The organism is Lacunimicrobium album (genome assembly GCF_052161635.1).
Lineage (GTDB): Bacteria > Planctomycetota > Planctomycetia > Planctomycetales > Planctomycetaceae > SXPC01.
The window spans coordinates 5,265,646-5,291,274 of record NZ_CP197413.1; the positions used below are offsets into that span (position 1 = coordinate 5,265,646).

General features: G+C 54.2%; 18 protein-coding genes. 12 read left to right on the top strand and 6 right to left on the bottom strand.

All coding sequences use genetic code 11. The features are described from left to right. Positions 1-53 precede the first annotated feature (53 nt). Positions 54-2,906, bottom strand: coding sequence for a DNA polymerase I (gene polA / locus SH248x_RS21155; protein WP_459556319.1), 2,853 nt, complete (start codon positions 2,904-2,906; stop codon positions 54-56). 542 nt (positions 2,907-3,448) lie between these two features. Between polA and SH248x_RS21160 the strand changes: the two genes are divergently transcribed. Next, on the top strand, positions 3,449-4,927 hold the full coding sequence (locus SH248x_RS21160) for a hypothetical protein (protein WP_459556320.1): 1,479 nt from the start codon (positions 3,449-3,451) through the stop codon (positions 4,925-4,927). A 72-nt stretch (positions 4,928-4,999) separates the two neighbouring features. Here SH248x_RS21160 and SH248x_RS21165 read toward each other — a convergent pair whose 3' ends face one another. Together SH248x_RS21165 and SH248x_RS21170 are read right to left on the bottom strand one after the other, a co-directional pair. Continuing rightward, on the bottom strand, positions 5,000-6,838 hold the full coding sequence (locus tag SH248x_RS21165; RefSeq protein ID WP_459556321.1) for a GTPase family protein: 1,839 nt from the start codon (positions 6,836-6,838) through the stop codon (positions 5,000-5,002). Between the two features lie 231 nt (positions 6,839-7,069). Further along, entirely contained in the window at positions 7,070-8,983 is a 1,914-nt protein-coding gene (locus SH248x_RS21170) for a GTPase family protein (RefSeq protein WP_459556322.1), read from the bottom strand. A gap of 355 nt (positions 8,984-9,338) precedes the next feature. Between SH248x_RS21170 and SH248x_RS21175 the strand changes: the two genes are divergently transcribed. From SH248x_RS21175 to SH248x_RS21220, 10 genes are all read left to right on the top strand, one after another. After that, positions 9,339-9,752 carry a hypothetical protein gene (locus SH248x_RS21175; protein WP_459556323.1) on the top strand — a complete coding sequence of 138 codons (414 nt, stop codon included), beginning with the start codon at positions 9,339-9,341 and terminating at the stop codon, positions 9,750-9,752. Between the two features lie 3 nt (positions 9,753-9,755). Beyond that, on the top strand, positions 9,756-10,271 hold the full coding sequence (locus SH248x_RS21180; RefSeq protein WP_459556324.1) for a CinA family protein: 516 nt from the start codon (positions 9,756-9,758) through the stop codon (positions 10,269-10,271). A 336-nt stretch (positions 10,272-10,607) separates the two neighbouring features. Then, entirely contained in the window at positions 10,608-11,771 is a 1,164-nt protein-coding gene (locus tag SH248x_RS21185) for a hypothetical protein (RefSeq protein WP_459556325.1), read from the top strand. Between the two features lie 245 nt (positions 11,772-12,016). Next, the gene (locus tag SH248x_RS21190; RefSeq protein ID WP_459556326.1) at positions 12,017-12,505 is read left to right on the top strand and encodes a 3-hydroxyacyl-ACP dehydratase FabZ family protein; all 489 of its coding nucleotides are present in this window, start codon (positions 12,017-12,019) and stop codon (positions 12,503-12,505) included. 94 nt (positions 12,506-12,599) lie between these two features. Then, positions 12,600-13,352, top strand: a complete 753-nt coding sequence (fabG, locus tag SH248x_RS21195) for a 3-oxoacyl-ACP reductase family protein (RefSeq protein WP_459556327.1) — start codon at positions 12,600-12,602, stop codon at positions 13,350-13,352. Positions 13,353-13,648: 296 nt separating this feature from the next. Next, positions 13,649-14,035 (top strand): acyl carrier protein, encoded by a 387-nt coding sequence (locus SH248x_RS21200; protein WP_459556328.1) that lies wholly within the window; start codon positions 13,649-13,651, stop codon positions 14,033-14,035. 134 nt (positions 14,036-14,169) lie between these two features. Continuing rightward, on the top strand, positions 14,170-14,652 hold the full coding sequence (locus SH248x_RS21205; protein WP_459556329.1) for a 3-hydroxyacyl-ACP dehydratase FabZ family protein: 483 nt from the start codon (positions 14,170-14,172) through the stop codon (positions 14,650-14,652). A 223-nt stretch (positions 14,653-14,875) separates the two neighbouring features. Then, positions 14,876-16,168: a beta-ketoacyl-[acyl-carrier-protein] synthase family protein gene (gene fabF / locus SH248x_RS21210; protein WP_459556330.1), complete on the top strand. Its 1,293-nt coding sequence runs from the start codon at positions 14,876-14,878 to the stop codon at positions 16,166-16,168. 294 nt (positions 16,169-16,462) lie between these two features. Next, positions 16,463-17,452 carry an alpha/beta hydrolase gene (locus SH248x_RS21215; RefSeq protein WP_459556331.1) on the top strand — a complete coding sequence of 330 codons (990 nt, stop codon included), beginning with the start codon at positions 16,463-16,465 and terminating at the stop codon, positions 17,450-17,452. Between the two features lie 100 nt (positions 17,453-17,552). Beyond that, complete coding sequence (locus tag SH248x_RS21220; protein WP_459556332.1) at positions 17,553-18,236, top strand: FHA domain-containing protein; 684 nt, start codon at positions 17,553-17,555, stop codon at positions 18,234-18,236. A 226-nt stretch (positions 18,237-18,462) separates the two neighbouring features. Here the strand turns inward: SH248x_RS21220 and ilvB are convergent, their stop codons facing one another. The 3 genes from ilvB to SH248x_RS21235 all read right to left on the bottom strand — a co-directional run bounded on the left by ilvB (position 18,463) and on the right by SH248x_RS21235 (position 23,243). Further along, a complete protein-coding gene (ilvB, locus tag SH248x_RS21225; RefSeq protein WP_459556333.1) occupies positions 18,463-20,244 on the bottom strand; it encodes an acetolactate synthase large subunit family protein in 1,782 nt (593 codons plus the stop codon). Between the two features lie 401 nt (positions 20,245-20,645). After that, complete coding sequence (locus tag SH248x_RS21230; protein WP_459556334.1) at positions 20,646-21,794, bottom strand: TlpA family protein disulfide reductase; 1,149 nt, start codon at positions 21,792-21,794, stop codon at positions 20,646-20,648. A 234-nt stretch (positions 21,795-22,028) separates the two neighbouring features. Then, positions 22,029-23,243, bottom strand: coding sequence for a redoxin family protein (locus SH248x_RS21235; RefSeq protein ID WP_459556335.1), 1,215 nt, complete (start codon positions 23,241-23,243; stop codon positions 22,029-22,031). Between the two features lie 250 nt (positions 23,244-23,493). Between SH248x_RS21235 and SH248x_RS21240 the strand changes: the two genes are divergently transcribed. Further along, positions 23,494-25,581: a M3 family metallopeptidase gene (locus SH248x_RS21240; RefSeq protein WP_459556336.1), complete on the top strand. Its 2,088-nt coding sequence runs from the start codon at positions 23,494-23,496 to the stop codon at positions 25,579-25,581. The last annotated feature ends 48 nt before the right edge of the window (positions 25,582-25,629 follow it).

The window sequence follows — 25,629 nt, forward strand, 5'->3', positions numbered from 1 at the left end:
TTCGCTTATCATATGTTTAATAGTGCGGAATCGATATGAAAATCGAATGAAAATCAGCCCTTTGTCTCCAGCCAGTTCGGGCCTGAAGCCATATCGATTTCCAGTGGCACTTTCAGTTTTAAGGCGGTTGTCATCTCTTCATTGACGAGGTCACACAACGATTCCAGTTCGATATCCGGCGTTTCGAAGACAAGTTCGTCGTGGATCTGCAGGAGCATGAGGGCGGGGTGCTTTTCCTTTTTCAGACGGGCGTGGATGTTGACCATCGCACGTTTAATCAAGTCAGCCGCAGAACCCTGAATGACCGTATTCACAGCCGTGCGTTCCGGCAGGTTGCGGTTGCGTCCAAACGGGGTGCGGATACCTTCGATCGGGCGACGTCGGCCAAGGATGGTCTTGGCGTACCCGGTCTGCTGGCATTCGATCAGCGTGTCCTGGATGAACTTCTCGACACCCGGATAACGGTCAAAATAGCTGTCGATGAACGCAGCCGCCTGCTCTTGTGGAATCCCCAGGGCAGCGGCAAGGCCATAAGGGGACTGGCCGTAGATGATCCCGAAGTTGACGGCTTTGGCGATCCGCCGCATCTCGGAGGTGACTTCCTCCTGTGGCGTGCTGAAGATCTCCGCCGCGACCATCCGGTGAATGTCATGACCCGATCTGAACGCGTTTTGCATGGCTTCATCGCCGCTGAATTCAGCGAGAATGCGCAGCTCGATCTGCGAGTAGTCCGCTGCGACGAGTGACCACCCTGGCTGCCCGGCGATGAACGCCTTGCGGATCTTGCGCCCCTCTTCCGTCCGGATCGGAATGTTCTGCAGGTTCGGGTCGCTGCTGGCAAGTCGTCCGGTCGCTGCCGACACCTGGCTGAACGAGGTATGGATTCGTCCGGTATAAGGATTGACCAGCGAGGGGAGGGCGTCGAGGTAGGTGTTTTTCAGTTTGGACAGCTGACGGTGCGTGATGATCTTGGCTGGGAGCGGGTGCAACGGAGCCAGCTCTTCGAGAACGGATTGATCCGTACTCGCCCCGGTCTTGGTCTTCTTTTTCTTGGGCAGCTTCAACTCGTTGAACAGCACGTCTTGCAGCTGTTTGGGTGAATCGAAATTGAACGGGTGTCCTGCCAGCTGGTTGATTTCGTCACGCACCAGATCGAGCTGATGGGCCAGCTCATCGCTCTGCTTTTTGAGCTCGTCGACGTTGACGGTGATCCCGACTGCTTCCATGTCTTTCAGCGTGATGATGAGTGGGCGTTCGAGATCCCAGTAGAGATCCCAGAGCTGCTCGTCTTTGAGTTGCTGTTCGAGTTGAAGGGACAGGCGAAACGCGGCGTCTGCATCTTCCGAGGCATACTCAGCCACCTGTGCGACGGGAATATCGGACATCAATTTCTGTGACTTGCCGGTGCCGATCAGTTCCTTGATCGAGATCATCTTGTGGCCAAGATAGTCGTAGGCCAGCGTATCGAGTCCGTGAGTTCTCGCGCCGGCATCGAGCAGAAAGTGAGCGATCATTGAGTCGAGATAGACTTCTTCGATATTGATGCCCAGACGTTTGAGAACCAGCAGATCATACTTGATGTTCTGGTTGCTCAGCTTGACACCAGGTTTTGTCAGAATCGGCTTGAGCGTTTCCAACGTCACTGATGCATCCAGCAGCTGACTGTCTTTGGGGCCCATGACGGGCAGGTAATACGCAGATCCCGGTTCGAAGCAGAACGCCCAGCCGACGATGTCGGCTTGATTTGCATCCAGCCCGGTTGTTTCCAGGTCGAAGCAGATGTGTTCCTGCTTACTCAGTATCTCGATGAAGCCTGCGAACTTCTCTGGCGTATCAATCACCTGCCAGGTTCGTCCCGCCAGTTGCGAATTCGCAAACAGGACATCCTGACGAATGCTCTCGGCTCCTTCAGCTGCTTCGTCATCATTCTCCTGGTCATCGAACAGACCACGACCTGCTTTGATCGGAGTTTTCTTTGATGCTGTTTTGGCAACAGGAGCGGGAGCAGGTTCTGACGCGGCGATGTCGCTGGCTTGGAGGCCCGTTTCGAGGCCCAGCGTCAGGATCTCATCGCGAAACTTCTTGAAGCCGAAATCGTTGAACAATTCCAGCAGGCGCGGGCCGTTGATGCTGCCGACCTTGGCGGTCTCGAAATTGAATTCCAGCGGCAGGTCCTGGTACAACGTGACGAGCTTTTTGCTGATTCTCGCCTGATCGGCGAACTCGATCAGATTCTCGCGTCGCTTCTTCGCGGTGATCTTGGGAGCATTGGCGAGGACCGATTCCAGATCGCCGTACTCTTTAATCAGCTGCGTCGCAGCGACTGGTCCGATTCCCGGAACGCCGGGCACGTTGTCGACGCTATCTCCAACCAGTGACTGAAAATCGATGACCTGCTCGGGGGTCACGCCCCAGGTCTCCATCAAGTTTGCGGGGCCGAAGAACTCGTTCTTGCGGCAGTTGAACATCTGGACGCAGTCGGACAGCAGTTGTCGGCAGTCTTTGTCGCTGGTCACGAGTCGGACTTCGAAGCCCTCCGAACAGGCTCGTTTGGTGACGGTCGCCATGACGTCGTCTGCTTCCCAGCCGGGGAACTTGATGACCGGGACGTTGAACCCTTCCAGCATCGAGAGAATCATCGGGATCTGCGGAACGAGTTCCTCGGGCATCTCCGTACGATTGGCTTTGTACTCCGTGTACCAGCCGGATCGCTGGCCTTCGCCTTCCGAATCGATGGCACATAACAGGTGAGACGGCTTCTGCTTTCCCAGGATCGTCATGATATCGCGGGTGAAGCCAAAGACCGCGTTCGTCGGCTGTCCCAGTCGCCCCGTCATGGGAGGGATCGCATGGAAAACCTGAAACATGAGCGAGAAAACATCAATGACGTAAAGCGTATTGGGCATCGAAGCGGGTTCACCAGGCTGGATGATTCGGACGTACTGCGATTAACGATTGCGCCAATTCTAAGGGAATCCCTCGCGAATAACACTCAAGTCCCCTGGGACCGGATGTTCGCAGACAGGGTCTTGACGTTGACGACCGCTGCCGTAAACTGAAAGGACAATGCGGGTTGGGAAAGATACGCCGTCAGGAAGACGCCTGATTATCCGCGTCTGGGCCAATTTCTGCATTCACTTCAGCGGTCTCATCACGTCTTGAGTTTCACATCACACCGATTTTGCTGACTCTGACGACCTTGCGTGCTGGGAAATTCATAGCGTGGCTGGACAAGTCAATGGTCGATCCTAGCGATATGCCATGCTTTGTGCATGCGTGACGTTGGTTTTCATGATACAACAATACGGCCCGAGTTTACGGATGAGGCGGTCTGGGGTGTTTGAGTTGATCAAACGACCCACCGAATCGGCCTGAATAGCGACACTGGATCCAGTCGCGACAATCCACTTCGAGTTACCTTTCGAGAAGGCAGTTTAAGGGAATCGTCATGGCTTCAAATTCCTCGGGCTCGATGGGCGCCGTTCACTATTGGCTGATGTTTTTTGGACTGACCACCCTTGTTCTGGGTTTCACGACCTACATGGGGTTCAAAGATCAGGCCGAACTGAGAACTCAGGCACAACAGGCTCTGAAGAGCCAAAATGATGCTGACACGAACTTCCGTCAGTCCGTCGAAGAAATCGGCGAGCTCAAACGGACGATCGGTCATCAGATGGACAAGGTCGGCGTGGGTACTCCGAACGATCCCAATACCGTCGTCGGCGCCATGACCGACGATATGAAGAAGTACGGCAAAGAATTCGCTGCCAACACTTACAAAGACACTCTCATCGCCCTGCGTCAGCAGATCGACGACCTAATCGGACAGCGCAATCAGCTTCAGGCCGAAGTTCAGAACTCAGCCAAACAAATCACTGCCTTGAGCACTCAATACAACAATCAGGTTGTCGAACAAAGAAAGTTCGCAACCGAATCCAAAGCCGATCTTCAAACCCGCATTCGTGAATCCGAAGACCTGATCAATCGTAAGAACGAAGAGATCGCTGAAAACCGCGCCAAGCTGAACGAAGCCATCCTGGCCAATGCCAAGCTTCAGGAAGAGTTCGATCGTTCTCGCACACGTTCAGAACAGAATCAGAAGAAATACCTGGCGATCAACACTCAGTTGAACGAAGAACTCGATCAGCACCGACAGGTCAGCTTCGACAAAGCGGATGGCATGATCCGATCGATTGATCACGCGGCCCGTATCGTGACCGTCAATCTTGGTTCGGACGATAATCTGGCCCGTGGGACGACTTTCAGTATCTATGACAAACGAAATACCGGCGTTGCCCGCGGATCTGCTGATATCAAAGGCAAGGTCGAAGTCACTCGGATTCTCGAAGGCCACCTGGCGGAAGCCCGCATTACCGAAGAGAAGCTGAGCCGCCCGATCACTCCTGGCGACATCGTCTTCTCACCACTGTGGGAACCGGGCCGTAAGCTGAAATTCTCATTCGTCGGTCTGATCGATATCGACAGCGATGGCAAATCGGATCGCAAGCTTCTTCATGATATGCTCCTTGCTGCCGGTGCAGAAGTCGATAACGAAGTCGATGATGAAGGCAACCGGACAGGGAACGGGATCACCGTGAACACGAAGTATCTGGTCATGGGCGAAATTCCAGACCCGACCAACTTCCCACCGGGAAGTGCTGATGCAAAACGCGTTGAGAAGATTCTCGAACAGCGTTCTACTCTGCGAACAGAAGCCAATACTCAGGGGGTCCGTGTCATCAACCTGACCGACTTCCTGAACTATATCGGATACGAGCCCAAGCGACGTATTTACGATCCCAATGACACCTCGTCACCGTACCCGATCCGCGACGGTGGACGACGTGTCGGCATCAACCAGGGCTCAGCAGACCGGTTCAACTCGAGCAAGGCTTCTGACACTTACAAAGCAGACGACAACAAGTAACGCTGCCGAATCGAGCAAATTAAAAAAGGCGAGTGAGTCAATTCTCACTCGCCTTTTTTGTTGTCTTGCAGGTCAGTTTCGTCGCGTGAAGTTTCCCAGCGTCGGCGTTGAAGGGGCGTTCTTTTCGTACTGCGATTGAATGTCTCGCTTCAATTGAACCAGCTGCAACTGACGGGCTTCGGTCTGCTCGACTTTTGTCTGCACATCTCGAAAGACAGCAGTCGGGACATTGATCTCTGCCAGCTGTCGTGAGACTTCGGTAAGTCTCGATGCCAGTGACCTCTGCAACCCGCGCAGATAAAACATGATCAGTCCGCCGGTCCAGATGATGAAGAAGATCCCGGCTGGGATGTAGAAATCGAGCTTCATGATTTCGTTGTGATTCCACAGGCTTTCATAAAAGAAGTTGTAGCCGATGCGAAGCACGACGAAGCTGACATACATCAGAAACAGAGTTTCATAGACAGCGCGAGAGCGGAATCTCGTGTGGTCGTAGGCGACCGATTGGATCATCTGATCGATCAGCCTGGACGCTTTATCGAGAAAAGCGTGCTCGAGTGTCACAGCCTGGGCAAGTGCATCGCGATGCTCTTTGGCGGTTTCGATTCCCTGACTCAACCCGGCTGACTGCTCATAGCCTTTAATAATCATCTCGACTTCTCGGACGGACGATTCTTCGATCGACAGGGTCTGCATCTGCTTGAAGCGTTCTTTGGCAGCCTGCGATTCGTTCTGCTGTGATAACCAGCGTGCCCCTTGAATGGCACCGATGATCGCCAGATGAGCCGTTGTTCTCGCGCGAGCCATTCCAAACGAAGCGGCCAAAGAACCAAGTGAGTTATAGACCCTCAGCATGGCAGAGAACGGGGTCATCTCCCAGAGATTCAACACTTCCGAGAGCAGTCGCTGTTCCCAGAGTCCTTTACTCAGGCCCAGCTCGCGTTGAAGGTTCGATGACATCTCTTTGAGTAAACGCTGTTGCTGCAGTTGAATCTGCGATTTGAGTTCTGCCAGCTTCTGCGTGTACTCGGAGGTTTCCTTTTCGATGAGTTCAACGATTTCAAGCATCAACTGGCAAAGGTTCGCTAAGCGCAGCGAATCCCGCTGTTCCGGACCAAACGGTGACGACAACGTCTTGACGAGTCGTTCAAATTCTGCCGGTGTCGATGCCCCTTCGCGCTCTGCTTTGAGAGCAGAGATGGAATCAATGAAGTATATGTCCGGCACATCGAAATGGGGCTTGAGCACGTTTCGCCAGTCATCGCGAATGTCGACATCCACATCGGCATGACTTTGTACGAACAGAAATTTGCAGCCAGCAGCAATCGACATCAGCTCTTCCAGCACGCGAGCCGAGCGGTATTTCTGCTGGGTCGTGATGTAAAGCAGCACATCGACGTGCGGCAGAATCTGACGCAGTCGAGCGGTGTTGGTTTCTTCCTGCGACGTTTCACTGGTATCCGGGTCCGGGCAGTCGATGAGGATGACGCGCTTAAGCCAGTCACTCTTCGCTGTGACGACTTCCAGCGTCTCGATCGGCAGCGATGTTTTCGACAGCTCGACGTCCGGATGAGCGATCAGCAGAGGACGCATCGTTGTCGGGCGTTGGCGTCCCGTGACACTGACATCACTACCCACGAGGGCATTGATCAGCGTGCTCTTCCCGGACCCCGTCCCGCCAAACGTCGCGACGATCAGCGGCATGTCAATCCGGGCCAGCGTTTCTTCGCAGCGGCTGACCGCTTGCGGGAACCAGCGAGCAAGGGACTGCCAGGGCTTCCAGTCCGATCGTTCGCCGCCCCACGATTTCAGGCGAGCCAGCAGTTCTGCAACATGCGCACGATCCTGAAGATCGCGAAGCTGCGACGTCCAGGAGGTGATCGGAGAGGACTTCGAAGTCTGTTGAGTCATGAAGGGGTTAGTTCTTTACTGGTGAGAGAATTTTTCGTTTCGATTTGGCCGACGGGAGGGCGAACCTCCGTGTGAGCCGCATCTTTGCATTGCGAAACAATAGCCACGAACTTGACTCCGGTGGCCTCGACTGATTTCGATCTCCTGCACAACGTGTGATGTCGATCAGACGATGGATGATGGCAACGCGGGACAGCGGCTCGGACGGAGCCTCGCCCTCCCATTGTGTGTTCATGATTTCCAAACAGATGGTGAATCAGAGAGCAACGGTTGCGATGTTGTTGCTGGCAGGTCTGCCAGCTGTGTGCGCAACGATTTCAGTCGATCCGAAACTTTCTTGAAGGCAGGACTCCCCGGCAGCTCTGCACAGGAGGTGAGTTCATTCATCAGGGTCCCGAGGAATTTTTGCTGCAGGAGTTCCGCCAGCCAGCCGACTCTCTGCTCCACGATTTTTTCATGCAGCTTTCGGAAACGGGCTTCGAGATAACCGGCTGTCTTCGACGCCGACCCCGAGATCGCCGTCTCGCCGACAGCCGCCGTCACCGCCCCCGCCGTCACATCTCCGACCAGATGCAAGACAGTCTGCGTCGCCGCGTCGAACAAAAGAGGCGAGACAGCATGACTGACCGGCCCGACCCCCGTGACGAAGAGCGCCACCGACGTCGCAGGTCTCATCGCCGCCGCCACCGTATCGAGGCGACGAAAGAATTGATAATAGTCGGGACTTTCCTGGCGGAACTTCATCAGCTGTTCTTCCACAGTCGCCTGAACGACCGTTGCAAGATCCGTCTGCTGATAGGCCGTGTGAAGGTCGCTCAAAATCTGCTGACGGGAATGCCCGCCGAGCATCAGTTCGAGACGGGCTTTGAGCAACGGGTTGCCTTCCTCCTTGATGCGTTCCAGTTGTCGGAAGACCTGCTCGATGATCGTGATAATCGTCGACCATTCCTTCTGCTTGTACTCCGCGAGGTCGTCCTTGGCTGGTCCGGTGAATGACCCTGTGGCATAACGCACAGGCCAGAGAATCGCTCGTCCGACGGTGTCATAGGCGCCGTGCAGTCGCGCGGGCCATCCTTCGCGCTGGTGGGTCCACCAGTTGCGAATCACGCCGATCAGGTAGCGATTCGGCAGATTCGGCCAGCTGTCGATCTGCGTCAGGCGATGTTGTGACAACAGCTTCGCGGCATCCTGGTAACGGGAACTCGCCAGCTGGATGTCCGACAGCCAGGACTGGGCGCCACGCTTGTCGTCGGTCAGTTCCTGCAGCGCACCGAGCATGGTATGCAGCTTGATCTCTGCGAACCTCAAGACAGAGAAAATCTCTCGCAAGTCGACCGGCGTCTCTGAAACGGTCTTCGGCGATGACGGGTTTCGTTCATAGAAAGGGAGTCGATTCGCTTCGACCGCCCGCCGGTCATGCGGCGCGAGATAAACCCGTTGCGGCCGGACCCCCGTCTCCTTCGTAAACGTCTCCAGCCACGTCGGCCAATAGGGCTCATCGTCTGGCAGAAAGACCTGATTGAAGACCAGGCAGACCACTTTGCCTTGCTGGGCGGCGTCTCGAAAGAACTTCTTGACGGCTGCATCATTGTACTTCTGCTGAGTCAGCACGCCGATCAGAACATCCGACGACTGGCAGATCTTCTCCGCTCGGGCCCAGTTGACCTTCGCATCGCTATCAATATCAGGCGTATCGAGCAGCAACAGGTTTTCCGGGGCGTTTTCCTCTGCAATGTAATACAGATAGTCGGTCGACGATTCTTCGAGGGACTGCTGATTGTTCGACAGTGGAGCCAACGTAAAATCGCCAAAGAGTTCCTTTAACGTCGCTTCATCAAACCGTAAGGGAGTCAGGCAGACGGGATGCTTTGTGCCAGACGCGAATGGGCTCACCTGATTGACCGGACGTCCTGCGAGGTGATTGAAAATCGCTGTCTTGCCAATGTTGGTCCCGCCCACAACCGAGACAATCAACGAATCCGCATGTTCCGTCTGCGGCAGTATCTTATGCTCAAACAACTGAAACCAGCTGCGTTCTGACAGCGGGAGAATGTCGAGAGACTTCGTCTGGCTGGACAGTTCATTGATATCGCCGGGCAGTTCCAGGAGTGACGCCAGCAACTGCGGAAAGGAAGTCGTGGTCATAAGGGGGCGATATTTCGAGGTGCGTCGTTGTGGTGGTGTCGATTGTTGACGTTCGTCAGACTGCCTATGATATTGAGTTTGATCGTCCGATTATCCGAAACTTGCCTTTCGTACGTCAACCAAGCAAGCAGAAGACTGGAACGCAGAGCACGCCGAGGAGAGCAGAGATCGCAGAGGACGACTAGATTTTTGAACGCAAAGGCGCAGAGGCGTAAAAAAACTAGGAATTCCGATCATATCGTCCCATTGCGTCTTCGCGGCTTTGCGTTAACTATTTCTCCTCAGCGACCTCTGCTCCCCACCGCGGCCTCTGCGTTCCAGTCTTATTTCTGCGTTTTACAAATAGCCAATATTAATGAACCTCCCTTCCCCGACCGATCCCCCGAAACCTCGCCCGGATAGCGGCTGGCTGCAGAAACGTGGCTCGGAAGAGTATGAGGCCTTCCGTCGGCGTGCCATGTATTGCTGGCTGGGGTCGATTGGGCTGGTTGTCTTCATGTCCTTAATGGGGACCGACAGAAACCAGGTCCTGGGCGTGATTCGCGCCTCATTTTTCCTCTTTTGTGTCTGGTTCGGCATGACCGAGCCTGTGTTCAACTGGTTTCGTCGACTCACGTGGCGTTACGTCATTATGGCGATTATTGGCTTCTGGTTGCTGTTTGCCTTCAAAGCACAGGTCGCTTACGTTCTCATTTTAATTGTCATGAGTTTCGCCATCGACCGCCTGACCAGCCCGCCCGCGACCCGTCAGTCGACTCCGAAGAAGTAAGTCATGATGCAAACCGCTGAGGAACTCCGAAACGCGATTCATCAAGCCGGCGTCCGCCTCCAGGCGGCACTACTCGCAACCGGCCAGCAGCTGGTCCTGGCAGAAAGCTGTACCGGCGGATTGGTCGCAGCATCCCTGACTCAGCTGAGCGGGATCTCAGACGTCTTCTGTGGTTCGCTCGTCACTTATCAGACGCCGATCAAAACGCAGTGGCTCGATATTCCGGCTGTGGAGATTGAGAAATACAACGTCGTCAGCCAGGAAGTCGCTGACGCGATGTCACTGTCAGCCTTGCAGAAAACTCCCAACGCGACGCTCGCGGCATCGATCACGGGGCACCTCGGGCCCTCTGAAGATCCACGCGAAGGTAGCGCCTTCATCGCGATCGCTTCTCAAGGAGAAGTGGTGTCACGGCTTCATCATCGGTTTGCCACATACGAAGCCGACCAGCGTCTTTGTCGTCAGCTGGAAGGGACGCATCAAGTGATTTCCCTGTTATTGACGCATCTTTCAGTCTGACTGGGATGTCAGGACCGCTTGAGAGATTCTTTGCCTCTCGAATCGATTTTCATCATTCGCAGCAGAATCTGCGTAATTTAGCTGTGCGCAAAAGTCCCTTCTCGAATTCCCCGGCGAAAGTTCTCCAACCCACAAAGTCGCGCTTGTCAAACTGGCGATACTAGAAAAGCCATGAATACTGGCGACTCCAGGTCAACGACAGCAAGTTTGACAGCTTTTCCACCTGGGCTATCTCCAGATTCATTCTGACTTCAGGCGAAGTACAGGTTTTTCCAATTAGCCCATAAAAATAAATCGGGGGTTCCGAACGTGATGACTTCATTCCATGACCAAGACGTGCCTCAGCCATTAGAAAACGACCATTTCGGTTTACGTGATTTCCTCAATGTGGCTCTCGTGTGGATTCTAGGAATCGCCGGGATGTACCTGTTCGTTGCCCGTCCCGTGATCAGCGAAGTCTCTCAACTGAAAACACAGGTCAACCGCATCGATGCCGACATGCTCGAGCTGTCAGGTTCGAGGCAAAACGCCTGGAAGACCAACGACCTCCTTTCTGCCCTGAACCAGCAGTCTTATGCTGTTCAACGAGCAGAAAAATCACTGCAGGAAATCCGCGATCTGCGAATCCACCTCGAAGACGAAGCCACCCACCTTCCCTCTGCCCAGAATGGTCTGGCCAATATCGCCAACCTTCGCGAGCAGGTCATCGTCGAGTCAGCCCGTCTGAACAAGACGCGTCTCCTGATCGCCGACCTCCAGCAGTTCGCCTCGGAAAACGAGACCTTTGCGAACGAACTGGCCACCGTTTCAACGGATCTCGATGCCATGCAACAAAAGCTCGCCGATCTGCAGAAGGTGAAGACGACCGTTGTCACTCTCAGCCAGGATGTCGATTCTGCTCAGTCGGTCGCCAACCGCCTGACAACTCTCTCGAACGGCCTGGTCAGCGAAGAAACCAACGTCACCTCAGCTGAGAAATCTCTGTCTCAGATGAACAACCTGCATGCTTCGATCATCGCCAGCCAGTCAGCGACTGAAGAAGCCACGACCCAGGCAGACAGCCTTGTTCGCCTCCAGAACAAGCTCGTCGGCCAAAGCGAGACCCTTTACAGCGCCCTCGAAACCCTGGAAACAATGACCGACTTCCAGGACCTGATGGGCCAGCAGATTGCTGAGATCGAGCGGATCCGTCGCGAGATGATCGACATCGCAGCTCTCGAGCCTGCCGTCAATCAGGCGATGAGAACGATTCGTCCTCTGCTCGAAATGACCCAGCTGCGACGCCTGAACGCTTCTGAAATGCGTGAAGTCGCTCACAACATGCTGCGTCAACGAGCTCAGGCCAACGAAGAAATGGTCGCAGAGAGCAACAGCAACGAAGGTTACATCCCTGTCACCCGCAGCCGAGTCGAGATGCCTCTGACTCCCATGCCAGAAGAAAACATCGACGGCTTTACCCACCAGATCACAGCCGTCCCGGATCCGATCGATCTGAAGTAGTCCGCCTTGATTGGACATTGAAGCCCCCCGGAAAGACGTCGCCTCATTGGCGGCGTCTTTTTTTTGTGTCCATCTGTTCCGTAATCGTGGGGATCGGGTTGCTTGTTTCGTCGGAAAAAACCTCTTATAGTGGTTCGCTTGTCCGAATTTTCAGAGCACATTCCCCGGCCGCCGTATCGAGACGGTGGCCCGAATCTTGAGCTGTTGCTCTGAATCCCTCGCAGAGACCGGAAAGACGTGCCGATTTGAGATTCGTCCTGCTCGACCGTATCACCAGCATTGAACAAAATAAGATCTGCGCTGAGAAAAAACTCAGCATGGCGGAAGAGTATCTGGCTGACCACTTTCCAGGTTTTCCCGTCATGCCGGGAGTTCTTATTCTGGAATCAATGATCCAGACCAGTGCCTGGCTGATGCGGGTCAACAGTGACTTTGCTCACAGCATGGTCCTCTTCAAAGAAGCCAAAGCCGTCCGCTACAAAGGGTTCGTCGCGCCGGGGCAGACCCTCTCGATCGAGAGCACCGTCCATCAAAGTGAAGGCAATGTCTGGACCTTCAAATGCGAAGGATTCATCGATGGCAAGTCCTGCTGCAATGCTCGCTTGTCGCTGATTCAGTTCAACCTGAAAGATACCAATCCCGGTTCCGCTGCCGAAGACGAACAGATCGTTGCGCACTACAAGCAACTCTTCAATCTTCTCCAGCACAAGCCACTTTCCGCCGTCTCCACCTGATCGCAGACTCAAAAACGCCAGACAAGTGACCGCTCAAATGAATTGAGCGTTTGTCACAGACACTTTTTCTTGCCTGTTAAGGGAACATCGACTCATGAACTTTGAAGGTCAATTCGTACTTGTGACGGGCGGTAGCCGCGGTATCGGTCGCAGTATCGTCGAAGCATTCGCCAACGCTGGCGCCACCGTCGGCTTCGTTTACAACTCCAACTCTGCTGCCGCAGATGCTGTTGTGAAAGAATTGACCGACAAGGGTAAGAAAGTCTCTGCCTATCAATGCGACGTCGCAGACAAGGTCGCTGTCGATGCTCTTGTCGAGAAACTCGTCGGCGAATGGGGACGTCTTGACGTGCTCGTCAACAACGCCGGGATCATCAAAGATGGTCTGCTTGCCACCATGACCTTTGAAGACTGGAACGCTGTCATCGCGACCAATCTGACAAGCGTCTTCAACTTCTGCCAGGCTGTGACGCGTCCAATGATGTCTCAGCGTTATGGCCGTATCGTCAATATGTCGAGCGTCGCTGCAGAATTCGCCAACGCCGGCCAAGCCAACTATGCCGCCAGTAAGGGGGGGATCCAGGGCTTTACTCGCTGCATGGCGACCGAACTGGCTCGACGTAATATCACCGTCAACGCCGTTGCTCCGGGCTTCATCGAAACAGACATGACCGCTGCGGTTCGCAACGCTGCCGAAGACGAAATCAAGAAGCGTATCCCCGCTCGACGCCTCGGCAAGCCAGAAGATATCGCCAACGCGACCCTGTTCCTGGCTGCTAAGGAATCGGGTTATGTCACCGGTCAAGTCCTCAAAGTCGATGGTGGCTTGACCCTCGGCGGGATCTAAGTGTTTATTTGATAGGCACTTATGGTCTGGTCAGCTGAATTCTTTCTGGCCATCCTCGTAGTGGACAATCTGGAAAGCGGCGTCTTGAAATGACCGGTCGTATCGGCTAGTCTGGATGGACGCCGTCGACGTAAACCTCGCTGTGACTTCCCTCTACTGCAATTTCGCATTATGATCGCTGTTTAATCTTTGCCGACCTGAAAGGGTCATTTCGCAGAGAATCCAAACTAGAAGCTTGAACGGTTCGGCTGGGTAAAAAGAACCGTCTTATCGTTTGTTCCAAAGGACTCTTTTTCATGGCTGTGTCTGAAGAAATTTTCGCCAAGGTGAAAGACATTCTCGTTGATGCGCTCGGGGTTGATGATGATGAAGTCACTCCACAGGCGACTCTGATGGGCGATCTGGGAGCCGAATCAATCGACTTCCTCGATATCGTCTTCCGTCTCGAGAAGTCATTCGACATCAAGATCCCACGCGGCGAACTCTTCCCTGAAGTTGACGCAGCGGACACCTCTCTTGTCGCTGATGGCGTGATCACTCCGAAAGGTCTCGAAGAACTCAAGACCCGCATGCCACATGCTGACGTCGCGACCTTTGCCAAGGATCCACGCGTCGACAAAATCAGTGGCCTTTTCACTGTCGAAATGATCTGCAAATACCTGCAGAACAAGCTCGGTAAGTAATCGGATTGCCGGCGAGCGGGGGGTGTGAACCCCCTGTGCCTTTTGCTTTTTTATTTGCGTTCTCAAACGCTCTTCGAACTGAATCCACGGGTAGATTCAGCGCTTCACTTCGCTTCTAGTGCAAGAGTTTCTCCATGCGTTGGTTCTGGATCGATCGTTTCGTTGAGTTTGAACGTGGCAAACATGCTGTCAGCGTCAAAAATGTTTCGCTGTCCGAAGAGCACATTCACGATCACGTCCCTGGCTGTCCGGTGATGCCCGCCAGCCTGATGATTGAAGGGATGGCTCAAACTGGCGGAATTCTGCTCGCAGAAGCCAGTGATTTCCAGAAGATGGTCGTCTTGGCGAAGCTCCCCAAGATCACGTTCCACGGCTTCGCGACCCCTGGTGATACTCTTCATTACCACGTCACGATGATGCAGGAAACCACCGAGGGCGGCATCGTCGAGTGCAAAGGTTACATCGGCGAGCGACTGATTTGCGAAGGCGAAATCTGTTTTGCCTTCCTGGAAGCCCCCGCTGGTGAAAACGGAAACAGCGTCAATGCCTTCGCGACATCAGGTCTTGCCTCGATTCTCAAAGTCGGCAAGGTCCAGCAGCAGTTTCAACCTTCCTGAGCGGACCATTTGCTCAGGTGAAAACTGGGCGAAACAGGCAATTTGTCCGGGCCGGATGGTCTTCATCTTTTCCAAATCGTTCATTCGGAATAAGATGACGTCTGTCATTTCTCGTGTTTGCGGGCGACTTAACAAGTGAGCAATGCTCACATTGGCGACGGCGCAATTTTTCTCTGCCTGACGTCGGTCCCGTGGATTTCGATTTTCTGCAATACAAGGTTTTATGATGATACGACGTCGAGTTGTTGTCACCGGTCTGGGCTGTGTCACTCCTGTGGGACTGACTGCGGAATCCATGTGGAAATCACTCATGGAGAGCAAAAGTGGCGTCGGTTCGATCAAGTACTTTGATGCCTCCAACTTCCCGACCACCTTCGCCGCCGAGATTCATGGCTTTAACTTCGGCGACTACGTCAAAGACACCAAGCGTTTTGAACACGCTGGTCGCAATATCCGCTTTGCGATCGCTGCTGCCACTCAGGCCGTCAAAGACTCAGGAATCGATCAGATCGATTTCGATCCCGGCTTGTTCGGAGTTTATCTCGGAGCCGGTGAAGGGCAGCAGGATTTCCCGCTGTTCATGAAGCTGATCGCTGACGCGGAGCAGGATGGACGAGTCAACCTCGAGAAGTTCACCACCGCCAGCCTGCGTACACTCAACCCACGGGCAGAACTCGAACAAGAGCCGAACATGCCAGCCGGTCACCTGGCCAGCCTGTTCAACGCCCAGGGCCCGAACCTGAACTGTCTGACCGCCTGTGCAGCATCCAGTCAGGCCATCGGTGAAGCGGCAGAACTCATTCGACGCGGCGACGCTGACATCATGCTTTCGGGCGGTGCTCACAGCATGATTCACCCGTTTGGTCTCACCGGGTTTAACCTGTTGACGGCCCTGTCGACTCGTAATGCTGACCCGACACGTGCCTCTCGTCCATTCGATGCTGACCGCGATGGTTTCGTCCTCGGCGAAGGGGCCGGGATGCTGATCCTCGAAGAACTCGAACACGCCAAAAAGCGTGGCGCGAAAATCTATGGCGAGATCTCCGGCTACGGCAGCAGCGCCGATGCTTACCGCATCACGGACATCCATCCGGAAGGACGTGGCGCGATCGCCTGTATCCAGATGGCGATGAAAGATGCGGGCATTAACCAAAGCGATATCGATTACGTCAACGCCCACGGCACGAGTACCTCGGTCAACGACAAGACCGAGACAATGGCGATCAAGGGCGCACTCGGGAAAGATGCTTACCGAACGCCAGTTTCCAGCGTCAAGAGCATGATGGGACACCTCATCGCCGCTGCGGGATCAGTCGAAGCGATCGTCTGCTTACTGTCGATGCGAGACAATGTTCTGCCACCGACCATCAATTACGAGACGCCAGACCCGGATTGCGATCTGGATTACGTCCCGAACACAGCGCGGGATGCCAAGGTCAACCGCGCTCTATCCAACAGCTTCGGCTTCGGCGGTCAGAATATCTCACTGATCTTCTCGAAATACACAGGTGCCTAAGCACCTTCGGAAAACCGCCTGCTGACATAAATCAAGGGAGGGAAAGCATTTGCTTCTCCCTCCCTTTTTTTGTCGCGACAATCAGTGGTCAGTCCAATTTGACCGCCGATAATAAAGGTAGAAGATTTCGGTTTTCCCGCTGAGGCAAGGTGATTGCCCCATGGCGGGCAGAACCAATGCAAGGTGGTGACGCAACCCGCCGCTGTCCAATCTGGACGGTGTCAGATTGCATTCAAGGCAAGGATCAGGCGCCTGGAAAGTTGTTTGTTAACGACCGCAATGTGATACCTAACCATGTTCGTCTCAGCCCTTCTTGTCGTCTTATGTGTTGGACTAGCCGTCAGTTCGACGCTTCAGATTTACTACGCCTTGAAAATCGTACCGATTTTCAATAACGAGCCGACATTCAAAGAAGAGACCTTTCCGGTCATTGAATGGGCCAGGTCGATCTCCATTGCTCATCCACGCGGTTATCAACTTCGCGGCAGCCTCTATGCACACGCCTCCGGTAAATCAGAGGGATTGATTCTCTTTGTTCCGGAATTCGATGCAACTCATTACTCCGCCTGGAAATACTGCGAAGGTCTCTACGCCAGCGGCTACGACATACTCTCCGTGAACTTCACCGGCCAGGGTGATAGCGACCGCGATCCCCGTTATCGCCCTCGTTTCTGGGTCGGACAGCGTGAACGCGAAGACCTCGGCGTCGTGCTCGATGCGATTCGCGAAAATCCGGAGTGGAGAAGCGAGTTCACGGGGATCTTCGGGATCAGCCGCGGGGCAGCGACGGCATTCGCGGTTGTGTCTCGGCGTCCTGAAATTCCGTTGCTCATAACCGAAGGCGCGTATGCCAACAGCCAGATCGTCGAACGAGCTGTTCGCAGCTGGATGAACATTGTCCTTCCGCCGCTTTTGTGCCGCGTGGTCCCGCTGTGGCATATTATGAAAACCGTTGAATTCGCCCAGCTGATCTACCAGTTCAAAACGGGCTACTGGTTCTGCGATCCCCGACGGTTCGCAGCCAATCAACGCACACGCGTTCTTCTCATGTCTGGCTCGAAAGATCGGTACATTCCCCGAGAATTCACGGACGATCTGGTCACCCGTTTCAACGTACCAGCCGCCGAAGTCTGCATTCTCGAAGGTGCTAATCATAACCACGGACGCATTGTCGATCCGGTGGGGTATGATCAACGTCTGCTGTCCTTCCTGCGGGGGAAATCTCCGACAGAATCTGGGGTCTGTCGACAGCAGAACATGATGGAATCTGCTCCTGCCGTTTGACGCTTCCGCTTTACGATTGTTTGCTCAGCGACAAACTGCGTAGAATACGCCACACGGATCACATCATTACAACGGCGAACGGGCGGCACGAAAGTCAGGGATGCGCACTCTTACACTGCAGATTCTCGAAGGCATGGAACGCGGACAGATTCTGCGTGATCTGCCGGTCCCGGTGACAATTGGCCGCGAAGACGATAATACGCTCCGCCTCAACGATGACCGCATCAGCCGCTTTCATATCAAGATCCAGGAGTCAGATGGCAAACTCATTCTCACGGACCTGGACAGTACCAATGGCACCCGGATCAATGGATTCCCCGTCAGCATCCATGTGCTGCAGCCGGGCGATCTGATCTCCGCCGGTCGATGCCTGTTACTGGTCGGCAGCCAGGAGGAAATCCTGAAAGCTCACGCCGCCTCGTTCCTGGAAGCTCAATCCGCCGAAAGCAGCGACCCCGGCAATCAGGATTTCAGCCACCCTCAGTCGTACAGTGAGCAGACCCAGGCTAGCCAACTGCCGATACTCTTTCATCGCGGCTGCCCACCACTTCCCAGCAACCTCAAAGCGCTTCAGACCGCAGAACTCTCTGACCTGCTGGCTTATGTCCACGCCCACATGACCGTCGCAGCCAACTACGCCCAGACCCGCTCTCTCAACGAAGGCCAGTTCACCGACATCGACGGAGAAGAGGGAATCGTCATCCCCAACAGCGTCTGGCAGCTGCTGATGAAACTGCAGATGGACATGGCAAAATCGCTGAAATCGCTATCGCATCCGGAGTAAAAGCAATCACCCTTAATTCAGCACGTCTTCTTCCCAATGTGCCATGCTTGCAGCTTTGGGCAAGCATGTTCTGAACGCTTCAACGTCAATCGGAGCAGCATGCTCACCCAAAGCTGTGAGCATGGCACGACTTTTGTGATCGCGCTGGCTTAAATTGCGATTCGTCATGGTTCAACAAAAAAGCCGAGTGGAATAACCCACTCGGCTTTTAATTTTGATACGTCAATCAGTCCGTGATGATTTCACGGACGGTTGCACCTGATGGGATCATTGGCAGGACTTGTTCCTGGTAAGGGCAGAGGGCATCCAGCAGGAATGGGCCGTCGTGGTTGATCATCTTTTCGACGGCCTTGGTGAACTCTTCGCGAGTGGTGACGCGCATCGCTTCGATGCCGTAACCCTTGGCGATCGTGACGAAGTCAGGATAGGTTTCTTCGTAGTGAACGCCGCTGCCTTCTCCGAGCCATTCTGGGTGATCGATCGGGCCCAGATAAGTGTGGGCGCGCTTACCAGCCATGAAGCGGTCTTCCCACTGGACGACCATTCCGAGGTGCTGGTTGTTGAGGATCACCATCTTAACCGGCAGGTTTTCGCACTTGAGGGTCGCCAGTTCCTGGATATTCATCTGGAATGAACCATCGCCATCGATATCGATGCTCAGTGCGTTTGGGTGAGCCGCCTGGACACCCATCGCGGACGGGAGGCCGAAGCCCATGGTTCCCAGACCTGAGCTCGACAACCAGCGACGTGGCTTGTTGAATTTGTAGAACTGTGCAGTCCACATCTGGTGCTGACCGACGCCGACGGAGATGAAGGTTTCACGGTCCTTGGTCTGTCGATAGATTTCTTCAACAGCCCACTGCTGGACAATGCCTTCGCCTTTGACGCTGTACTTGAGTGGGTACTGCTTCTTCCAATCCTGAACCTGAGCAGTCCATTCTTCGATGCTCGGGGCATCGTCCTTGGTCATCGCTTTGTTAATCGCCGTCAGGACTTGAAGCACATCGCCGTAGATGGGGATATGAGCTTCTTTGTTTTTATGGATCTCTGATGGGTCGATATCGACGTGGATGATCTTGCCGTGCTTGGCAAACTCTTCGAGCTTACCGGTGACGCGGTCGTCAAAACGAACCCCAAACGCCAGGAGCAGATCTGCTTCGTTGACGGCGTAGTTCGAATAAACTGTTCCGTGCATCCCGAGCATGTGCAGAGACTGCTCGTGTTCGCCAGGGAAGGCGCCGAGTCCCATGACGGTCATTGCGACGGGGATCTTGGTTGCTTCTGCGAACTTGAGGAGTTCTTTGGCGGTATCTGGATGATTGCAACCACCGCCGACGTAGAGAACCGGCTTCTTGGAACGCTTCACCGCGGCCAGGATCTGCTTGACCCGCTCAGGAGCGATATCCGGTGGTGTCGGGCGGTAGCCAGGCAGATTCATCGGTGGGTCGAGATCTGGCTCGCCGACCATCTTGTCGAGCTGAACGTCCTTCGGGAAGTCGATCAGAACAGGACCAGGACGGCCAGTCGTCGCGATGTGGAAGGCTTCTTTGACGATGCGGGCGACGTCCTTCAGGTCGGTGACCATGTAGGAGTGTTTGGTAATGCCGCGGCAGATTTCGACCATCGGCGTTTCCTGGAACGCATCGGTTCCGATGACGGCCTGATTGACTTGACCGGTGATCGCGATCAGAGGAACGCTATCGAGTTTGGCATCAGCGATTGAGGTAACGAGGTTAGTTGCCCCGGGACCGCTGGTTGACATGCAAATGCCAGGAATACCCGTCGTGCGAGCAACGCCTTGAGCAGCGAAGGCACCGCCTTGTTCGTGGCGTGGGAGAATCGTGCGGATTTCGTCGCGGTACTTCCGCAGGGCCTGGTGCAGCGGCATGCTGGCACCGCCAGGATAAGCGAATACGAACTTGACGCCGTGTTTGATCAGAGATTCGACGAGGATTTCAGCACCATTGACAGTGCGGAGTTTCGTTTTTGGTTCTTCTGCAATCGACACGTTCAGTCACCTCGAAAATAAGGAAGTCCAAAGCTGGCCTCAACTGGAGGACAGCGTCAATTCGCCTCGACCATAACGCTGGCTGTGATCAGACGATCGGTCAAAACGAGTGAATCAAGCAAGCCACATTCTATCAGTCTGAAATTCGGTTTTCGAGCGTCATTCTGAGCTGAAATGTCGCTTCGTCCAAAGTTCACGAATCGCCTTCGTCAAACCTGTCACAAACCGTCAGTGAACAGGCGATTTCTATCGGAAATCATCCGCAACGATCGTCAACATCCTGACTCGACAGTCAGCAAGTCGCTCGGGTTCGTCTGAAAAAGCCACAAAGAGGCTTATTCAACGCAAAAAAGCCACCGGAGAGTCCGGTGGCTTTTTTGATCAGACTCGAAATAAAGGCCTTACTCAGACGCCGTTGCTTCTGCGGCTGGGGCGGTGTCTTTCACGTCTGGGAAGGTCTTCGAGAGCAGTTCACGCAGCTCTTCGCCGCGAGCTTTGGTCGAAATGACATTGCCATCTGCGCCAATCAGGACCATGGCAGGAATCGCATTGATTCCGTAGTACACAGCGGCAGGGTGGTCCCAGCCACGTTCATTGTCAGGATGGTGGAGAATCATCCAGGGAACTTCGCTGGTTTCCACGAACGCTTTGACCTTTTCGGCGTCCTTATCCAGGCTGATGCCGACGATCTCAAAGCCGTGGCCACGGTACTTGGCGTACATTTCCTTCATGTTCGGAAATTCGGCGATACACGGTCCGCACCAGGTTGCCCAGAAGTCGACCAGAACGACTTTGCCCTTCAGATCGCTGATGACGAAGTCCGTCCCATCGAGTTTCTTGCCGATCAGTTCCATCGGATGGCCCGGCAGGGAAGCACGTCGACCGGCTGCGATCAGGCTGTCGACAAATTTCTTGATCTTCTCGTCTTCTGACTTGGAGAACAGTTCTGCGAACTCGTTGTAGACCGCGGCAGCTTGTTCGGCAGTTCCATAGTTCTCGACTGTGCGAGCATAGTTCATCACTTTGCTGGTCAGCTCTGCGTTGACTTCGCTGGCCATCAGTTCGGCTTTGACCTCATCGAAGAATTTCGTTCGCTCTTCGGGAGTCATGTTGCCAGCCATGGAGTACTTATAGGCGGTTGTCCAGTTGGCACCCATCTTGGCGACATTCTGATCGCTGTCCTTGCTGACATCGGCCAGGAATGCTTCTGCCTTTTCTTTGAAGCCATCATATTCCCGGACGGCACCGACTCGCAGCAAAACAAAACGCTGACTGAGAAGTCGCATCCGAACGGCACCTTCCGGATTCAGTTTTAGACCCTGATCGTTGAAGTTAAGACTTTCTTCAATCACGCCTTTGATGAAGGCGGTCTTTTCTTCTTCGGAGAGTTCCTTGGGCAACTGCTTGCTCATTTCCTTTTCGGCAAGCTTCAGATAGTCCTCTGCCGTTGGCTCCTTGGGAGCATCTTCGGTTTTGACTTCCTGCGGGGCAGATTGTGATTCAACTGGCTTGGCTTCTTCCTGTGCCCAGATCATGGACGCAGTCAACATGTTGGAACTCATCAGACCGACAGCGAGAAACGAACGAACGAAAAGACGCATAAGAGTCCTTTGGGGAGAGTTTCCAGTTCATCACACGATCCGCGAACGAGCATTCCACAGATCAAAGTGAAGCAAGAAACACAGGCAGGGGGGAAGAAGATGGACGGTCTGGATGTATGGTCTGAGAAAGTAAGAAAAGCCGCCTCACCCGAAGATGAGACGGCTTGGGAACGAACCGAACGACTATTCGGTTTTGATTTCGACCTTCAATTCGCTTTCTGGTGCGGGAGCTTTGACGTTGGGATAAAGCTTGGCCAGTTCTTCGGCCAGGGCTTCGCCGCGTGCATTGATCGAGACCACTTTGCCTTCAGCGTTCACGAGAACCATGGAAGGAATCGCGTTGATGCCGTAGTAATCAGCGGTCTTGTTCGAGCCTTCTTCGTTGTTTTCGTGAAGAACGATCCAAGGGATTTTTTTTGCTTCCAGGAACTTAGTCAGTTGTTCCCGATCCTGATCCAGGCTGATCCCGACGATCTCGAAACCATGAGGATGATAGACTTCATACAAGGCAAGCATGTTGGGGAATTCTGCGATGCATGGTCCACACCAGGTCGCCCAGAAGTCGACCAGAACGACTTTGCCCTTTTGTTGAGCCAGATCGAATGGTTCGTCTTTGAGGGTCGTTCCCGTGACCAGCATCGTGTTGCCCGGAAGATTCATGCGACGGGCAGAACCGGCGAAAGACTCAGCTGATGCTTTGACTCGTTCATCAGTGGAGGTGCTGAAGTACTTGGCGAAATCTTCGTAAAGCTTGGCAGACGTCTTGGTATCGTCTGTGTAACCGAGCATGCTGGCAAGGTTGCTGGCGACTTGCATTTTATCGACAGTTGGCTCGCCGGTGAGGATTTCGGCTTTGATTTCTTCGACCAGCTTCGTGCGGGCTTCTGCTTCCAGTTCCAGGATCGATTCAATTCTGGTCATCATCAGAGACAGCTTCGCAAAGCTGACGATTTCAGGACTGGCATCTGTCAGCAGTGAAGTCAGGTAATCACTGACCTTCTTATCCGCGCCTTCGTCGCCGAATCGTCCCAGGACACCCATCATTTGAACTTTGAGTTCAATCAGTTCTTTTCGCTTTTCGTCGTCTGGCTTGAGAGCCATCGTCTTATCGATGATCGTCAGAACGGTTTGGACTTTGGTCTTGATGAATTCTGCGCGTTGTTCTGGAGTCAGGCCTTCACCAGGAGGCGGGCTCTGGAGTTCTGCTTCGAGCTGCGCGAAACCTTCTTCAACCGTCTTGGGGGCAGCTGCGGGCTTCTCTTGTGCAGGCACGGCTGGTGCAGTCGTGGCTTGTGGAGCAGGAGCAGCGGTCGTGGCCTGACCGAAAGACGGAGTGACTGTCAATGCAGCCAGAATTAATCCAGAAGAGCAAACGCGAGCGAATTTCAAACCGGGCATAAGTGATCCGTTCTCAAGGGGATCCGCGACAGGATGATTTGAGACATTGTCATTGCGAACGAATGTCCGAAGCTGTGTGGCGGGTCGGGTGGGGTGGGAGTTCGTCGTGAAAGATTCGCTTCGTCTCTACAAAGCACCTTCGATATGCTAAATTCTAAAGCTTGCGTGTGGAAGGGCAAAGATGAACATAACTTGTTGCTACTTCCGCATATCGCTCATATGACATGACAGTAACAGGACTCAATTTCCCATGCCGGAAAACCCTCTTCAGCAAACGTCAGGATTGCCCCGTTTTGACCAGATTCAGCCTTCTCACGTAGCTCCAGCCGTGGAACAGCTGCTGGCGGTGGCCAATACACGCTTTACAGAACTGGAAGCCTCTGTCGAGCCGACGTGGGAATCTCTGGTGGATCGATTTACTGAACTGGACATCTGGTTTGAGCAGACATGGGGGCCGATTGGACATCTATTGTCGGTCATGAATTCTGCCGAATTACGAACGGCGTACGAATCTGTTTTGGAAAGTGTGGTCGCGTTCGGCCTCAAGTCTCGTCAGAGTGAGCCGATTTACAACGCGCTCAAGTCGCTGCGAGAGAGTGTTGGCTGGGAGAACCTCGAGTCGGCTCAAAAGCGAATCCTGACCGAACGCCTGCGCGATATGGAGCTTTCAGGGATTGGACTGACGGGTGAAAAGCGTGAACGCTTCAATGCGATCAGCCAAAGACTTTCCAAACTGAGCTCGGATTATTCCAATCACGTTCTCGATGCGACGAAGGCTTACAGCCTGATCATCACGAATCCCGACGACCTCAAAGACACCCCGCTGTCGCTGCGTCGTCTGGCTAGCGGTGCCTACAATCAGACCAAAGCCGAGTCTGATCCTGCCTCGACCCCGGACGCTGGTCCCTGGAAGATCACGCTGGAAATGCCGATCTTCGATCCTTTCATGAAACATTGCTCCAATCGTGACCTGCGACGCGATGTTTATATGGCGTACATCTCGCGCGCTTCGTCTGGTGAGTTTGACAATACGCCGTTGTGTGAAGAGATCCTGTCGCTGCGTCTGGAAAAGGCTCAGCTGCTTGGCTTCCAGAACTTTGCCGAGATGAGCCTGTCTGAAAAGATGGCCGAGAAACCACAGGCGGTTTTCGACATGCTCGAAGACCTGCGTGCTCCAAGCTGGGAGCCCGCGCTTCGCGAGAAGGAAGAACTCAACGCCTACGCTGCCGCGCACGGCGGACAAACGCCGCTGTCTCACTGGGACATTGCCTTCTGGTCCGAGCGAATGCGCGAAGACCTGTTCGAATTCAAAGACGAAGACCTGCGTCCTTATTTTCCGCATGAGAAGGTTCTCGATGGGTTATTCCACCTGATCGAGCATCTGTTCGGCGTTCGCATCGTTTCGGCCGATGGGACTGCTCCCGTCTGGCAGAAGGACGTGCGGTTCTTCCATGTCAACGATGCCAAGTCCGGCCGACATGTGGCGAGCTTCTATTACGATCCTTACTCACGCCCCGAAACCAAACGCCCTGGCGCGTGGATGGGAACCTGCCTTCAAAAGCGTGATTCCGTTGGACAACTGCCCGTTGCCTACCTTGTCTGCAACTGCACTCCCCCGGCGGGCGATCACCCTTCGTTGATGAACTTCCGCGAGGTGGAAACGCTGTTCCATGAGTTTGGTCATGGGCTCCAGCACATGCTCTCGACAGTCGCCTACACGGACGCATCGGGGATCTCGGGTGTCGAATGGGATGCGGTCGAACTGCCGAGTCAATTCATGGAAAACTGGTGCTACCACCAGCCGACCATCACCAAACTGACTGCCCATGTCGAAACTGGTGAGCCGCTGCCGGACAATTTATTTGAAAAAATTGTGGCGTCTCGGAACTACCGCGCTGCGTCTATGATGCTGCGTCAGATCACCTTTGGGATGACTGACATGTATCTCCACTCCACCTATACCCCCCATCCACCTGGTTCCGGGGAGGCAACGGGCATTTTCGAGATCCAAAAGCAGGTCATGGCAAAGACTTCGACCATGCCTATGCTGCCGGAGGATCGCACCCTGTGCTCCTTCCAACACATCTTTTCAGGTGGCTATAGTGCAGGGTATTATTCCTACAAGTGGGCGGAAGTCTTGAGTGCAGACGCATTTCAGGCGTTCGTCGAAGCGGGGCTGGATGACGCAGAGGCGATGGCCCGCGTTGGTCACAAGTTCCGCGATACCGTCCTGTCGCAGGGAGGCAGTCGCCATCCGATGGATGTCTTCGTTGACTTCCGCGGCCGACAGCCTGATCCCCTCTCGCTGCTCAAGCAATACAATCTGATCGCCTCGTAACACCTTTTCTCTCTCTTCCAGTCGTGAATTCAAGGTTCAAAAAACGAG